The sequence below is a fragment of the Cupriavidus laharis genome, assembly GCF_914271435.1.
GTDB classification, from domain to species: Bacteria; Pseudomonadota; Gammaproteobacteria; order Burkholderiales; family Burkholderiaceae; genus Cupriavidus; species Cupriavidus laharis.
This window is the reverse complement of record NZ_CAJZAI010000001.1, coordinates 494088-508348: the sequence shown is the minus strand read 5'-3', so window position 1 is coordinate 508348 and position 14261 is coordinate 494088. Positions and strand designations below refer to the sequence as shown.

At 63.2% G+C, this 14261-nt stretch carries 13 protein-coding genes; 3 read left to right on the top strand and 10 right to left on the bottom strand.

Annotated features, from left to right (window positions below):
- Positions 1–44: 44 nt before the first annotated feature.
- The 3 genes from pnp to LDO29_RS02260 form a co-directional block, all read right to left on the bottom strand.
- Positions 45–2213, bottom strand: a complete 2169-nt coding sequence (gene pnp, locus LDO29_RS02270) for a polyribonucleotide nucleotidyltransferase (RefSeq protein WP_224078165.1) — start codon at positions 2211–2213, stop codon at positions 45–47.
- 432 nt (positions 2214–2645) lie between these two features.
- Positions 2646–2915, bottom strand: a complete 270-nt coding sequence (gene rpsO, locus LDO29_RS02265) for a 30S ribosomal protein S15 (RefSeq protein ID WP_010809136.1) — start codon at positions 2913–2915, stop codon at positions 2646–2648.
- A 173-nt stretch (positions 2916–3088) separates the two neighbouring features.
- A complete protein-coding gene (locus tag LDO29_RS02260; RefSeq protein ID WP_224078164.1) occupies positions 3089–4339 on the bottom strand; it encodes a branched-chain amino acid ABC transporter substrate-binding protein in 1251 nt (416 codons plus the stop codon).
- A gap of 201 nt (positions 4340–4540) precedes the next feature.
- On the opposite strand from LDO29_RS02260, the gene LDO29_RS02255 reads away from it, so the two are divergent.
- Positions 4541–5071 carry a hypothetical protein gene (locus tag LDO29_RS02255; protein ID WP_224078163.1) on the top strand — a complete coding sequence of 177 codons (531 nt, stop codon included), beginning with the start codon at positions 4541–4543 and terminating at the stop codon, positions 5069–5071.
- 132 nt (positions 5072–5203) lie between these two features.
- Here LDO29_RS02255 and LDO29_RS02250 read toward each other — a convergent pair whose 3' ends face one another.
- The 7 genes from LDO29_RS02250 to LDO29_RS02220 form a co-directional block, all read right to left on the bottom strand.
- Positions 5204–6745: a 2-isopropylmalate synthase gene (locus LDO29_RS02250; RefSeq protein WP_224078162.1), complete on the bottom strand. Its 1542-nt coding sequence runs from the start codon at positions 6743–6745 to the stop codon at positions 5204–5206.
- A 309-nt stretch (positions 6746–7054) separates the two neighbouring features.
- Entirely contained in the window at positions 7055–7558 is a 504-nt protein-coding gene (gene lysM, locus LDO29_RS02245; RefSeq protein ID WP_224078161.1) for a peptidoglycan-binding protein LysM, read from the bottom strand.
- 132 nt (positions 7559–7690) lie between these two features.
- Positions 7691–8587: a CDP-diacylglycerol--serine O-phosphatidyltransferase gene (gene pssA, locus LDO29_RS02240; RefSeq protein WP_224078160.1), complete on the bottom strand. Its 897-nt coding sequence runs from the start codon at positions 8585–8587 to the stop codon at positions 7691–7693.
- A gap of 25 nt (positions 8588–8612) precedes the next feature.
- Positions 8613–9266, bottom strand: a complete 654-nt coding sequence (locus LDO29_RS02235; protein WP_224078159.1) for a phosphatidylserine decarboxylase — start codon at positions 9264–9266, stop codon at positions 8613–8615.
- 256 nt (positions 9267–9522) lie between these two features.
- On the bottom strand, positions 9523–10539 hold the full coding sequence (gene ilvC / locus LDO29_RS02230) for a ketol-acid reductoisomerase (RefSeq protein ID WP_224078158.1): 1017 nt from the start codon (positions 10537–10539) through the stop codon (positions 9523–9525).
- A 126-nt stretch (positions 10540–10665) separates the two neighbouring features.
- The gene (gene ilvN, locus LDO29_RS02225; RefSeq protein ID WP_224078157.1) at positions 10666–11157 is read right to left on the bottom strand and encodes an acetolactate synthase small subunit; all 492 of its coding nucleotides are present in this window, start codon (positions 11155–11157) and stop codon (positions 10666–10668) included.
- Entirely contained in the window at positions 11158–12921 is a 1764-nt protein-coding gene (locus LDO29_RS02220) for an acetolactate synthase 3 catalytic subunit (RefSeq protein ID WP_224078156.1), read from the bottom strand.
- Positions 12922–13263: 342 nt separating this feature from the next.
- Here LDO29_RS02220 and LDO29_RS02215 point away from each other — a divergent pair, with 342 nt between their 5' ends.
- Both LDO29_RS02215 and LDO29_RS02210 read left to right on the top strand, forming a co-directional pair.
- Complete coding sequence (locus LDO29_RS02215) at positions 13264–13830, top strand: RNA polymerase sigma factor (protein ID WP_224078155.1); 567 nt, start codon at positions 13264–13266, stop codon at positions 13828–13830.
- Positions 13827–14261, top strand: a complete 435-nt coding sequence (locus tag LDO29_RS02210) for a DUF3619 family protein (protein WP_224078154.1) — start codon at positions 13827–13829, stop codon at positions 14259–14261. Before LDO29_RS02215 ends, LDO29_RS02210 begins: the two co-directional genes overlap by 4 nt.

Below are 14261 nucleotides of genomic sequence, written 5' to 3'. Positions count from 1 at the left end.
CCGCTTTTTCTCCGATACCGCCTGATGGCGGCACCGATCCCAGCTTACTGCTGCTGGTCCGCCGGGGTGACCGGAGCAGGCGCCGCTTCCGCGTTGTTCTGCGGGCTGATGCTGCCGCCCTCTTCCGCCAGCGCGGCCTTCAGCGACAGACGCAGACGGCCCTTCTCGTCAGCCTGGATCAGCTTGACGCGCAGTTGCTGGCCTTCCTTCAGCCAGTCCTTGATGTCCTTCACGCGCTCGTTGACGATCTCCGAGATATGCAGCAGACCGTCCTTGCCCGGCAGGATGTTCACGATCGCGCCGAAGTCCAGCAGCTTCAGCACCGTGCCGTTGTAGATCTTGCCCACTTCGGCTTCGGCGGTGATGCCTTCGATGCGGCGCTTGGCTTCGGCCATGCCCTCGGTCGAGGTCGAGGCGATGGTGATCGTGCCGTCTTCCTGGATGTCGATGGTGGTGCCGGTTTCCTTGGTCAGCGCCTGGATGGTCGAGCCGCCCTTGCCGATCACTTCGCGGATCTTGTCCGGATGGATCTTCATGGTGATCATGCGCGGTGCGTGCGCCGACAGCTCGGTGCGCGCGTGGCCCATCGCCTCCTGCATCTTGCCCAGGATGTGCAGGCGGCCTTCCTTGGCCTGCGCCAGGGCAACCTGCATGATTTCCTTGGTGATGCCCTGCACCTTGATGTCCATCTGCAGCGCGGTGATGCCGTTGTCGGTACCCGCCACCTTGAAGTCCATGTCACCCAAGTGATCTTCGTCACCCAGGATGTCGGTCAGCACAGCGAACTTGTTGCCTTCCAGGATCAGGCCCATGGCCACGCCGGCCACGTGCGCCTTGACCGGAACGCCGGCGTCCATCAGTGCCAGGCAGCCGCCGCAGACCGAAGCCATCGACGACGAACCGTTGGATTCGGTGATTTCCGAAACCAGGCGGATGGTGTAGGCGAACTCGTCGTCCTTCGGCAGCACCGGGATCAGTGCGCGCTTGGCCAGGCGGCCGTGGCCGATCTCGCGGCGCTTCGGGCTGCCCACACGGCCGGTTTCGCCGGTGGCGAACGGAGGCATGTTGTAGTGGAGCATGAAGCGGTCGCGGTATTCGCCGGCCAGCGCGTCGATGATCTGCTCGTCGCTCTTGGTGCCCAGCGTGGCCACGACCAGCGCCTGCGTTTCACCGCGGGTGAACAGCGCCGAACCGTGGGCACGCGGCAGGACCGACGAACGGATCTCGATCGGACGCACGGTACGCGTGTCGCGGCCGTCGATGCGCGGCTCGCCGCCCAGGATCTGGCCACGGACGATCTTGGCTTCCAGGTCGAACATGATGTTGCCGACTTCCACCTTGTCGGCTTCCACGCCAGCGGCTTCCAGCGCGGCCGCCACATTGGCGGACACTTCCTTCAGCTTCTGGCTGCGGGCCGACTTCTGGCGCAGCTGGTAGGCTTCCTGAAGCAGCGGCAGCGCAACTTCGGTGACCTTGGCGATCAGCGCTTCGTTCTTCGGCGCAGCGACCCAGTCCCACTCAGGCTTGCCGCCTTCGCGCACCAGTTCGTGGATCGCGTTGATGGCGATCTGCATCTGCTCATGGCCGTACACCACGGCGCCCAGCATCACGTCTTCCGACAGCTGGTTGGCTTCCGATTCCACCATCAGCACGGCGCGCTCGGTACCGGCGACGACGAGGTCGAGGTCCGACGTGGCCATCTGCGAGCGGGTCGGGTTCAGCAGGTATTGGCCGTCCTTGTAGCCGACGCGGGCAGCGCCCACCGGGCCGTTGAACGGAATGCCCGACACGGCCAGCGCGGCCGAGGCGCCGATCAGCGCGGGGATGTCAGCCGGCACTTCCGGGTTCAGCGACACCACGTGCACGACCACCTGCACGTCGTTGTAGAAGCCTTCCGGGAAGAGCGGACGCAGCGGACGGTCGATCAGGCGCGAGGTCAGCGTCTCGTTTTCCGACGGACGGCCTTCACGCTTGAAGAAGCCGCCGGGGATCTTGCCGGCAGCATAGGTCTTTTCGATGTAGTCGACCGTCAGAGGGAAGAAGTCCTGGCCGGGCTTCGGGCTCTTGGCAGCGACCACGGTCGCCAGCACGACGGTATCTTCCACATCGACCAGCACGGCACCGCCAGCCTGGCGGGCGATTTCACCGGTTTCCATGCGGACCGTGTGCTGGCCCCACTGGAACTGCTTGACTACTTTGTTGAACATGGACATTTGCATTCCTTGTCTTGCGTGCACGCTGCAATCGTTACGCAGCGTGTCTCGCCCGCGTTCTCAGCCGCGGGCTAACTGCCGGAGGCGGTCGCAGTCGCAGGGAAGTGCTATGCCATTCCAGCGCGGCACTGTCGCCGATGCCGCGCTGGAATGACACAAAGCCCTGTTTCCTTGGCCGGTCCGGATACTAAAAACCATGAAAAAGAGCAACTTACTCCGTTGCGGGGCTTGCCGCAACGGGGGACCAGCGAATCAGAATTCACCTGATCCAGCGATCTGAAAATCACTTTTCAACATGTTGCACTTCCGCCCAGGCGCGAAATCGGCCGGCCAGAAATGCAAAATGCCTGCCCCAGCAATGCTGAAGCAGGCATCGAGGCCTCACGCGAAACCGTGCAAACCCAGGATTCGCGCTGCCATGCCAGCCGATCCTTACTTGCGCAGGCCCAGCTTTTCGATCAGGGCGCGGTAACGGTCAGCGTCGTTGGACTTCAGGTAGTCCAGCAGGCGGCGGCGGCGGCTCACCATGCGCAGCAGACCGCGGCGGCTGTGGTGGTCCTTCATGTTGGCCTTGAAGTGCGGGGTCAGTTCGTTGATGCGGGTGGTCAGCAGGGCCACTTGCACTTCGGGGCTGCCAGTGTCGTTGGCGCCACGGGCGAACTGCTTGATGACTTCGGACTTGTTGATATCGGCGACTGCCATGATGATTTCCTTTCACTTGCGAACGCCACAGCGCGGGATGCGCCGCTTGCGTCGTGCCATGCATAAACAGGCATCTGCCCTCACGCCGGCGGGAGCCGGATGACGACAGCGGCGAATTATAACGGAAAAGCGATACCGGGGGTCACTCTTCCCGTCAAACTCGCGCACAGGCTCTAGGGGCGCTGCATACGGCACGTGGTAGGCAGCGTGGTCTGGGCTGCCTTGAGCTTGCGCACTGTGCGGAAACCGTAGCCTGATCCCTCGTTGTCGAACCGGACTTCGCCGCCCTGCCGCTCCATCACCGAAACGTACAACGGCTGGAGTACCTGATGGTCTTCAGCGCGGATAGTGGCCTCATGAAAGTCGTTGACGTAGCGCATGTTCTCCAGCGCACTGGCGACCTTCACCGCATCGATCGAGCCCGCCTTCTCGATCGCACGCGCCAGCATTTCCACCATCATCTGCATGCGCAGGTGCACGTAGTCGTCCTTCGGCTCGGGATAGCGCGCGCGGAACTGCTCGTAGAACGCATCCGACGCCGCGCCGCCGACATTCGGATGCCATTCCGCCACGGCCAGCACGCGGCCCACGCCGGCATCGCCCATCGCGGCAGGCGCGCCGAGGCCGTTGCCATAGAAGGTGTAGAACTTTGCCTGCAGGCCCCCTTCACGCGCAGCCTTGACCATCAGCGTGAGGTCGTTACCCCAGTTTCCGGTCACGACGGCGTCAGCCCCGCTGGCCTTGATCTTGGCGATATAGGGCGCAAAGTCCTTGATCTTGCCGATCGGGTGGAATTCGTCGCCGACGAACTGCACGTCCGGCCGCTTGGCCGCCAGCATGGCGCGCGCGGAGCGCGATACCTGATGGCCGAAGCTGTAGTCCTGGTTGACCAGGTAGATACGGCGCACCGAGTGGTCCTGCCGGATGACTTCGGCCAATGCCTGCATGCGCATGTCGGCGCTGGCGTCGAAGCGGAAATGCCAGAAGCTGCAGTTTTCGTTGGTCAGGCTGGGATCGACCGCCGAGTAGTTCAGGAACAGCACCCGCGCATCCGGCTGTCGCGCGTTGTGGCGATTGATCGCCGCGACCAGCGCGCTGGCCACGGCCGAACTGTTGCCCTGCAGGACGAAGGGAATGCCCTTGTCCACGAGGCTTCGAAACTGGATCAGGCTTTCATCGACATTGCCCTTGCTGTCGAAAGTGACCAGCTCCATCGGCCGCTGGCCCTGCGCCGTCTTCACACCGCCCCGCGCATTGATCCGCTCGATTGCAATGCGCAGGTTGCGCACCACGGCTTCGCCGGCGTTGGCGAACGGCCCGGAAAGCCCGTCGATCATGCCAAGCCGGATCGGCTCCTGCGCCTGGGCGCCCGCTGCCATCCACATCAGGCCCGCCGCCAGCCAGCCCTTCGCCAGTTTCCACATGCCATGTCTCCACGAAAGCGCGCATGGTAAGGCAGCACCCGGCAAGCCGCAAATCGCTGCGTGTCGTTGATTCCTGCGAAAGTAACGTCGGTCATGCGCGAACTTGCCGGACGTTCGCAACAAAAGATACGCCAGATGCACATCAACCATGTGACTCGCTACACTTCCGCTATACGTACCGACATGAACCGGGAGGCAGTCATGAACCAGACTTTGCTGCACGCCAGTCGCCGCCTGGTGCTGGCGGCGACCATCGCCGTCCTGTCGGCATGCGCCACGCTGATGCCGGTGGACGAAGGCCGCAAGCTCATCGGCGCCCCTCAGGCAGCCGTGCAGGCCCGCTTCGGCCCGCCGCCCGAAGTCTATGCCCTGCGTGACGGCACCACGCGCTGGATCTATTCGAAGCAGCCGCTCGGCCAGCAGGCCTACGCGGCCGACTTCGATCGCAACGGCAATCTGACCGACTTCCGCAACATGCTCGACACGCTCGAGTTGTACAAGGCCGAGATCGGCAAGTGGACCAAGCGCGATGTGCAGGAACACTTCGGCATGACACGCGAGCCGGTCGAGTATTTCCCGCGCATGAAGCGCGAGGTCTGGGCCTACCGCTTCCGCCATGAAGGCGTGTGGCCGTCACTGTTCAACTTCTATTTCGACGACGACGGCATTCTGCGCCAGACACAGATCACGCCAGACCCCCTCTACGACCCCGATCGGCGGTGGCGCTGGTAAGCCTGCGCAATGAAAACAGCCCGCGGACCACGTCTGGCGGCCGGCAGGCTGGTTCTGGCGTTCAGGCCGGATAGGCCCGTCGCCGCCGGCGCCACTCCGGATGGGAACGGCGCCAGGATGCGGGTCTGAATATCAGATTTGCGGGTTGATCTTCTGCACGGCCTTGTCGTGCAGCTTGTTCAGCGCGGCCAGGTAGGCCTTGGCCGAAGCCGCCACGATGTCAGGGTCGGTGCCGACGCCGTTGACGATGCGGCCGGCCTTGGACAGGCGCACCGTCACTTCGCCCTGCGCCTCGGTACCGCCGGTAATGGCGTTCACCGAGTACAGCACCATCTCGGCGCCGCTACTCACCTGCGATTCGATCGCATGCAGCGTGGCGTCGACCGGGCCGTTGCCCTCGCCTTCGCCGGCGTGTTCCTGGCCGTCCATGTTGAACACCACACGGGCATGCGGGCGTTCACCGGTTTCCGAGCGCTGCGACAGCGAAATGAAGCGGTAATACTCGTTGGCATCATGCTGGGCCTCGTTCGAGACGATGGCCATGATGTCTTCATCGAAGATCTCTGCCTTCTGGTCGGCCAGCTCCTTGAAGCGGCCAAAGGCGGCATTGACTTCGGCTTCGCTTTCGAGCTCGACACCAAGTTCCTGCAGGCGCTGCTTGAACGCGTTGCGGCCCGACAGCTTGCCCAGCACGATCTTGTTGGCGGTCCAGCCCACATCCTCGGCACGCATGATCTCGTAGGTGTCGCGCGCCTTGAGCACGCCGTCCTGGTGGATACCGGAGGCATGCGCGAACGCGTTGGCACCAACCACCGCCTTGTTCGGCTGCACCACGAAACCTGTGATCTGCGACACCAGTTTCGAGGCCGGCACGATCTGCGTGGTATCGATGCCGACATCGAGGTTGAAGTAGTCGCGGCGGGTCTTCACGGCCATCACGACTTCTTCGAGGCTGGTGTTGCCGGCACGCTCGCCCAGGCCGTTGATCGTGCATTCGATCTGGCGCGCACCGCCCAGCTTCACTGCAGCCAGCGAGTTCGCCACGGCCATGCCGAGGTCGTTGTGGCAGTGGACGGACCACACGGCCTTGTCGGAATTGGGGATACGCTCGCGCACCGAGCGGATCAGGTCGGCGTAACCCTCCGGCACCGCGTAGCCTACGGTGTCGGGCAGGTTGATCGTGGTCGCGCCTTCGGCGATCACGCCTTCGAGCACGCGGCACAGGAAATCCATGTCCGAGCGGCTGCCGTCTTCCGGCGAGAACTCGATATCATCCGTGAACTGGCGCGCGAAGCGCACAGCCAGACGCGCTTGCTCGTACACCTGGTCCGGCGTCATGCGCAGCTTCTTTTCCATGTGCAGCGCCGAGGTGGCGATGAACGTGTGGATGCGGAAGGAATTGGCCGGCTTGAGGGCTTCGGCGGCGCGGGCGATGTCCTTGTCGTTGGCGCGGGCCAGCGAGCAGATGGTGGAATCCTTCACGACCTGGGCGATGGCACGGATGGCCTCGTAGTCGCCATTGGAGCTGGCGGCAAAACCGGCTTCGATCACGTCGACCCTCAGGCGCTCCAGTTGCTTCGCAATGCGGATTTTCTCCTCGCGCGTCATCGAGGCGCCGGGCGATTGCTCGCCATCGCGCAAGGTGGTGTCGAAAATGATGAGTTTGTCAGACATTGTGGAGCTCCTGGGCTTTATCGTGTGCTGTCCCCGCCATCGTGCCGTCGGGTACCGCCTGTTTCGCACCTTCACTGCGAGTGAATGCAAAACGCCCCGGCGTGCATCGATGCAGGCCGGGGCGTTGGAAAATTCCTTGGCGATTCCGCGCTAAGGGTATAGGCAGCCTTAGCGCGCGCGCGTCCCGACCTGATGGCCTAGTAGGCCACCTAGGGTAGTGCGGGCGAGTAGGGCTTGGCGCGAAATCATGGCAAGGACTATAGCGGAGTTGCCGCGCCCGTGCAAGACGGGCATTCCACAGGCGTGGGCTCAGGCCTTCGGCGGGATCCGGAGCTTCTGCCCCGGGTAGATCTTGTCGGGGTGGGACAGCATCGGCTTGTTGGCTTCGAAAATACGGTTGTACTCGGCACCGTTGCCATAGGCAGCCTGCGAGATCGCCCACAGCGTGTCGCCCTTGACCACGGTGTGCCACTGCGACTCCGACGACTCCACGTTGACCGACATCTTGTCCTCGACCTTGTCGACGCCGTCGACATTGCCGCAGCACAGGACGATCTTTTCGCGCGTGGCCTGGTCCGGTGCCACGCCGAACACGGTCACCAGCCCCTGGGAGCCGTCCACCTGCACCGCCAGCCCCGTGGCATCGAGCCCCATCTTCCTGATGTATGCCTCGATGGCGTCGCCGGCGGCCCGGTTGGCCGCATCCACCTTCTCGGCTGATGCGTCCGCCGCAGCGGCCGCCTGCGCGGCCTTGGCCTCGCCGGTACCGAACAGCTTTTCTCCCGCTTCCTTGATGAAGTCGAACATGCCCATGACATCCTCCTGACGGTGAGTGGAAAACACAGAATGCATGCCTTGGCCGCAGCCATGGCAATCCAGATCCGGCCAAGCAGCGGCCGCGGCAAAGCACGAAGGGCGCCGCAGCGCCCTTCCCTTTCGCGCCGCTCAGTGATTACCGTTCTCGCGCACCTTCTTTGCCACGCCTGGCTGGCCATGCATGCCTCGCCAGGCCCACAGCACATAGCCGGATATCGCGTAGGCGACAAACAGCGCGAACAGCGCGACCGGCGGATCGGTCGACACCAGCACGAACAGCACGAGCACCAGCACCATCATGCCGAACGGCACGCGGTAGCGGACATCAAGCGCCTTGCCGCTGTAGAACGGTGCGTTCGACACCATCGACAGCCCGGCATACAGCGTGATGCCGAATGCCACCCACGGCATCCACAATTCCTTGACCGGTAGCTTGTTGTCGATGACGAGCCAGACGAAGCCAGCCACCAGCGCTGCCGCGGCAGGGCTCGGCAGTCCCTGGAAGAAACGCTTGTCGACCACGCCGATGTTGGCATTGAAGCGTGCCAGCCGCAGGGCTGCGCATGTGCAGTAGACAAAGGCGGCTATCCAGCCCCACTTGCCCAGGTCATGCAGGATCCATTCGTACATCACCAGGGCAGGCGCCACGCCGAACGACGTCATGTCCGACAGCGAATCGTACTGCTCGCCGAACGCACTTTGCGTATTGGTGATGCGCGCCACGCGCCCATCCATGCCGTCCAGTACCATTGCCGCGAAGATGGCAATGGCCGCCACGTCGAAGCGCATGTTCATGGCCTGCACGATGGCGAAGAAGCCGGCAAACAGTGCTGCCGTCGTGAATGCATTGGGCAGCAGGTAGATGCCGCGCCGGCGCGGGCGCGGGCGCTCGTAGACCATGTCCTGGTCATCGGCGGCATCGTCGTCCAGGTCGTCCGCGCCACGCAGCTGGTTGTGGCGGAATGGACGCAGGTGCGTCACGTTGCCGTTGGAAATCCGCTTGTTGCGTCGGTGGAAGGCAACCATTACAGCGCTCCTGTCTGGTTGTCGCTTACTTCAGTTCATCCAGCTCGGCGAGAATCGTCGACGATGCCGACACCTTTTCGCCGATGGTGACACGGGGCCGCGCGCTCAGCGGCAGGTAGACGTCCACCCGGGAACCGAAGCGGATGAAGCCATAGCGCTGGCCGCGCGACAGGTTCTCGCCCACCTTGGTGTAGCACAGGATGCGGCGTGCCACCAGGCCGGCCACCTGCACCAGCGTCACGAGCTGGCCGTCCGCCGCGCGCCGGATCACCAGCGCATTGCGTTCGTTCTCGGTGGAAGCCTTGTCCAGGTCCGCGTTGACGAACTTGCCGGGAAAATACTCGACCTTCTCCACCTTGCCGTCGACCGAGGCGCGGTTCGAGTGCACGTTGAAGACATTCATGAACACGCTGATCTTCAGCGCCTCGCGCCCGGCGTACGGGTCCTGCACCTTCTCCACCGAAACGATGCGTCCATCCGCAGGTGCCAGGACGGCATTCGGTTGCGACGGAATCGGCCGCGGCGGATCACGGAAGAACTGGAGCACGAACAGCGTGATGATCCACAACGGCAATGCCCACCAGAAACCCGCGCTGGCATGCACCAGCAGCGAGATAAGAAAGGCGCCGGCCAGGAACGGCCAGCCTTCACGGGCGATCAGCGGATGAGGATAGTTCATGCAGTGCTTGCTTGGTTGAGGGGAAAAGGCACGATCGCGCACTCAGGTGCAGCAGATGCGGCCACTGGGAGGGCCCGACGGCACCGATGCAGAGCAGGATAAGGCACGCTCCGCCCAAAGTCCGACAAGGATAACAAAAAGCCGTTCAGGCCCCGCGAATCCCTTCCCACTATAGAAGTAGAAGGCATCCACGAGACACTGAACGGCTGCGGCCGGCCACCCCAGCGGGCGGCGCGGCCTCACGCTGGCAGGCAGCTTAGTTCTTCGACTGGTCGACCATCTTGTTCTTGGCGATCCACGGCATCATGGCGCGCAGCTTCTCGCCAACCACCTCGATCTGGTGCTCGGCGTTCAGGCGGCGGCGCGACGACAAGGTCGGGGCGCCAGCCTTGTTTTCCAGCAGGAAGCTCTTGGCGTACTCGCCGGTCTGGATGTCCTTCAGGACAGCCTTCATCGCCTTCTTGGTGTCGTCGGTCACGATGCGCGGGCCGGTGACGTATTCGCCGTACTCCGCGTTGTTCGAGATCGAGTAGTTCATGTTGGCGATGCCGCCTTCGTAGATCAGGTCGACGATCAGCTTCAGCTCGTGCAAGCACTCGAAGTAGGCCATTTCCGGCGCGTAGCCGGCTTCCACCAGCGTTTCGAAGCCAGCCTTGATCAGCTCGACGGTACCGCCGCACAGAACAGCCTGCTCGCCGAACAGGTCGGTTTCGGTTTCTTCGCGGAAGTTGGTTTCGATGATGCCGGCACGGCCGCCGCCGTTGGCGGTGGCATACGACAGGGCGATGTCACGGGCGGCGCCGGACTTGTCCTGGTACACGGCGATCAGGTGAGGCACGCCGCCACCCTGCGTGTACGTGGCGCGCACGGTGTGGCCCGGGGCCTTCGGCGCGATCATGATGACGTCCACGTCAGCGCGCGGCACGACGGCACCGTAGTGCACGTTGAAGCCGTGGGCAAAGGCCAGCGCGGCGCCTTCCTTGATGTTGGCGTGCACTTCGTTCTTGTACACGTCGGCGATCTGCTCGTCCGGCAGCAGGATCATGACCACGTCGGCGCCCTTCACGGCCTCCGCCACTTCCTTGACCTGCAGGCCGGCGTTGACGGCCTTGTTCCACGACGCGCCGCTCTTGCGCAGGCCGACCGTCACGTTCACGCCCGAATCCTTCAGGTTCAGCGCGTGGGCATGGCCTTGCGAGCCGTAGCCGATGATGGTGACGTTCTTGCCCTTGATCAGGGAGAGGTCGGCGTCCTTGTCGTAAAACACTTTCATGATAATTCCTTCAGTCTCAATCTTTGTATGAGGAGGCGGCATCATCGGGCGCATCGTGTGCAACCGGATCGCGCCGCCCGGGGGGATACTGCGTAAAGTTTCAGCGTGCGTTGCCGGACGTCCCGGTCAGACCTTCAGGATGCGCTCGCCGCGGCCGATGCCCGAGCCGCCCGTGCGGACGGTCTCGAGGATGGCGGTGCGGTCGATGGCATCGAGAAACGCATCGAGCTTGACGCCGTTGCCGGTCAGTTCGATGGTGTAGGTCTTCTCGGTGACGTCGATGATGCGGCCGCGGAAGATGTCGGCGGTGCGCTTCATTTCCTCGCGCTCCTTGCCAACCGCGCGCACCTTGACGAGCATCAGCTCGCGTTCGATGTGTGCACCCTCGGTCAGGTCGACCACCTTGACCACCTCCACCAGGCGGTTCAGGTGCTTGGTGATCTGTTCGATGATGTCATCCGAACCGGTCGTGACGATGGTCATGCGCGACAGCGAGGCGTCCTCGGTGGGGGCCACCGTCAGCGTCTCGATGTTGTAGCCGCGGGCCGAGAACAGGCCCACCACGCGCGACAGCGCGCCCGGTTCGTTTTCCAGCAGGACCGAAATGATGTGTCGCATTTACAGGTCCTCCGCGCCGAGCAGCATTTCCGAAATGCCTTTGCCCGCCTGGACCATCGGCCAGACGTTTTCGGTGGGATCGGTCTGGAAGTCCAGGAACACGGTACGGTCCTTCAGGCGGAAGGCCTCGCGCAGCGCCGGCTCGACGTCGGACGTCTTCTCCACGCGCATGCCGATATGGCCATAGGCCTCGGCCAGTTTCACGAAGTCGGGCAGCGCATCCATGTAGGAGTGCGAGTAACGGTTGTCGTACTCGATCTCCTGCCACTGGCGCACCATGCCCAGGTAGCCATTGTTAAGCGAGCAGATCTTGACCGGCGTGTCGTACTGCAGGCAGGTCGACAGCTCCTGGATGCACATCTGGATCGAGCCTTCACCGGTGATGGTGACGACTTCCTTCTCCGGAAATGCCTTCTTGATGCCCATGGCATACGGCAGACCCACGCCCATCGTGCCCAGGCCACCGGAGTTGATCCAGCGGCGCGGCTCGTTGAACTTGTAGAACTGCGCGGCCCACATCTGGTGCTGGCCCACGTCGGAGCAGATGAAGGCATCGCCCTTGGTCAGTTCCCAGATCTTCTCGACCACGTACTGCGGCTTGATGATCTCGGAGCTGCGGTCGTACTTGAGGCAGTCCACCGAGCGCCACTGCTCGATCTGCTCCCACCACTTGGCCAGGGCCTCGCGCTTGGGCTTGACGTCGCTGGCCTGGAGCTGGGCGATCAGTTCCTGCAGCACGTCCTTGACGTTGCCGACGATGGGGATATCCACCTTGACGCGCTTCGAGATCGACGACGGGTCGATGTCGATATGGATGATCTTGCGCGCCTGCGAGGCGAAGTGCGCCGGGTTGCCGATCACGCGGTCATCGAAACGCGCGCCGACGGCGATCAGTACGTCGCACTCCTGCATGGCCATGTTGGCCTCGTACGTGCCGTGCATGCCGAGCATGCCGACGAACTGCTTGCTGCTTCCCGGGAACGCGCCAAGGGCCATCAGCGTGTTGGTGACCGGGTGGCCCGTCAGCGCGGCAAGCTGGCGCAGTTCCTCGCTGGCATTGGCCAGCACCACGCCGCCGCCGGCGTAGATGTACGGACGCTCCGCGCCCTGCAGCAGTGCCACGGCCTTGCGGATCTGGCCCGAGTGACCCTTGTTCACCGGGCTGTACGAGCGCATGTCGATCGACTTGGGGTACTCGTACTTGCAGGTGTTGCGCGAGACGTCCTTGGGAATGTCCACCACCACCGGGCCCGGACGGCCGGTGGAGGCAATGTAGAACGCCTTCTTGATGGTCGAGGCGAGGTCGCGCACGTCCTTCACCAGGAAGTTGTGCTTGACGATCGGGCGGGTGATCCCGACGGTGTCGCACTCCTGGAAGGCATCCTGGCCGATCGCGTGGGTCGGCACGTTGCCGGTGATCACCACCAGCGGGATCGAATCGAGATACGCGGTGGCAATGCCCGTGACGGCATTGGTCACGCCTGGACCCGAGGTCACCAGGGCGACGCCCACCTTGCCGGTTGCCCGGGCATAGCCGTCTGCGGCATGGACCGCGGCCTGCTCGTGGCGCACCAGGATGTGCTCGAATTTCGTTTGTTTGTGAAGCTCGTCGTAGATATACAGCACTGCGCCGCCGGGATAACCCCAGACGTATTCAACGCCTTCTTCGGCAAGTGCATGAACGAGAATTTCCGCACCGATCATTTCGGGTGCGGCAGATGAATTGCTGTCTGCGTGGGAGAATTCCGCGCTGGGCATGTTCATTTCAGTCCTTTGCAATTTTCGGCAAAAAATTGTTTGGATGCTCTCTGCCGGGCTTGTGGCGCGGGTTCAAGCGGTGCGCGTCTGCATGAGAAGACCGCCTCATAAGCGGTCTGATGAGACAACCACTGATGTCGTGAACCGTCGATGATACTGCAATGCACCAGCGCGGTCTATGGTCTTTTTGTGTCGTCCGGCCAGCATTTTAGGGGGACCATCTTGTATTCAGTGCAATACAGAAGTGGTCATGCCCGCTTGTTTTTTGCTAGCATCGCACCACTCCAGGTACGCCGCGAGCCGTTCGCAGCACATCCGCCAGCACAGATACCGTCCTCACCCGCCTGCATGGCTACCGACCAGGAACTGTCCGATTTTCTCACCAGCGTCGAACGGCGCGCCTTCAAGCAGGCCGTATTTGCCGTGCGCGACGACGAAGCTGCGCTGGATATCGTCCAGGATGCCATGATCAAGCTGGCGGAAAAATACGGCGACAAGAGCGCCGCGGAGCTGCCTCCGCTGTTCCAGCGCATCCTCCAGAACACCATCCACGACTGGTTTCGGCGCCAGAAGGTGCGCAATACCTGGGTGTCACTCTTCTCAACGCTGCGCGACGACCGCGAAGGTGACGATAACGACCTCCTCGACACACTCGAGGCCGCTGCCGGTACGGAATTGGCCGAGAGCAGCGCCGACAAGGTGGAGCGGGCCCAGGTCATGCATATCATCGAGCAGGAAATCCAGCGCTTGCCCACGCGTCAACGCGAGGCATTCCTGATGCGTTACTGGGAGGATATGGACGTCGCCGAAACCGCCGCGGTCATGGGGTGCTCTGAAGGCAGCGTCAAGACGCACTGTTCCCGTGCCACGCATACCCTGGCGCAAGCACTGCGCGCACGGGGGGTTCGACTATGAGCAGAAACGACAGAGAAATCCAGGAACGACGCTTCGCGCATGAGATTCGCGCAGCACTTGACGCGTCCGCCGACGATTTGCCGGCGGGCGTGGCCGAGCGGCTCGCAGCCGCCCGGCGCATGGCGCTGGCCCACAAGAAGGCCGAGGCCCCGGTGCGCGTGCCGCAATTTGCCACGCCGGCGGGCCATGCGCCGTCGTTCGATGAGGAAGACGACTCCGCACTTCACCGGATCGGAGCGTGGCTGCGCCGCGGGGCGCTGGTCTGGACCCTGGTCGCACTCGGCGCAGGCCTGATCGGCATCTATCACTGGCAGCAACAGAAACGTGTCGAGGAGCTGGCGGACATCGATGCCGCCATGCTGCTCGATGACCTCCCGCCGACGGCATACGCCGACCAGGGCTTCCACGTGTTCCTGAAGCGCGGGCAATAG

Excerpts from the sequence above, each read along its gene's own strand:
- ilvN (WP_224078157.1), bottom strand. The coding sequence starts at position 11,157 with ATGCGACACATCATTTCGGTCCTGCTGGAAAACGAACCGGGCGCGCTG.
- pnp (WP_224078165.1), bottom strand. The coding sequence starts at position 2,213 with ATGTCCATGTTCAACAAAGTAGTCAAGCAGTTCCAGTGGGGCCAGCAC.
- rpsO (WP_010809136.1), bottom strand. The coding sequence starts at position 2,915 with ATGGCAGTCGCCGATATCAACAAGTCCGAAGTCATCAAGCAGTTCGCC.
- LDO29_RS02215 (WP_224078155.1), top strand. The coding sequence starts at position 13,264 with ATGGCTACCGACCAGGAACTGTCCGATTTTCTCACCAGCGTCGAACGG.
- lysM (WP_224078161.1), bottom strand. The coding sequence starts at position 7,558 with ATGGGCATGTTCGACTTCATCAAGGAAGCGGGAGAAAAGCTGTTCGGT.
- LDO29_RS02210 (WP_224078154.1), top strand. The coding sequence starts at position 13,827 with ATGAGCAGAAACGACAGAGAAATCCAGGAACGACGCTTCGCGCATGAG.
- LDO29_RS02255 (WP_224078163.1), top strand. The coding sequence starts at position 4,541 with ATGAACCAGACTTTGCTGCACGCCAGTCGCCGCCTGGTGCTGGCGGCG.
- LDO29_RS02235 (WP_224078159.1), bottom strand. The coding sequence starts at position 9,266 with ATGAACTATCCTCATCCGCTGATCGCCCGTGAAGGCTGGCCGTTCCTG.
- LDO29_RS02220 (WP_224078156.1), bottom strand. The coding sequence starts at position 12,921 with ATGAACATGCCCAGCGCGGAATTCTCCCACGCAGACAGCAATTCATCT.
- ilvC (WP_224078158.1), bottom strand. The coding sequence starts at position 10,539 with ATGAAAGTGTTTTACGACAAGGACGCCGACCTCTCCCTGATCAAGGGC.
- LDO29_RS02260 (WP_224078164.1), bottom strand. The coding sequence starts at position 4,339 with ATGTGGAAACTGGCGAAGGGCTGGCTGGCGGCGGGCCTGATGTGGATG.
- LDO29_RS02250 (WP_224078162.1), bottom strand. The coding sequence starts at position 6,745 with ATGTCTGACAAACTCATCATTTTCGACACCACCTTGCGCGATGGCGAG.
- pssA (WP_224078160.1), bottom strand. The coding sequence starts at position 8,587 with ATGGTTGCCTTCCACCGACGCAACAAGCGGATTTCCAACGGCAACGTG.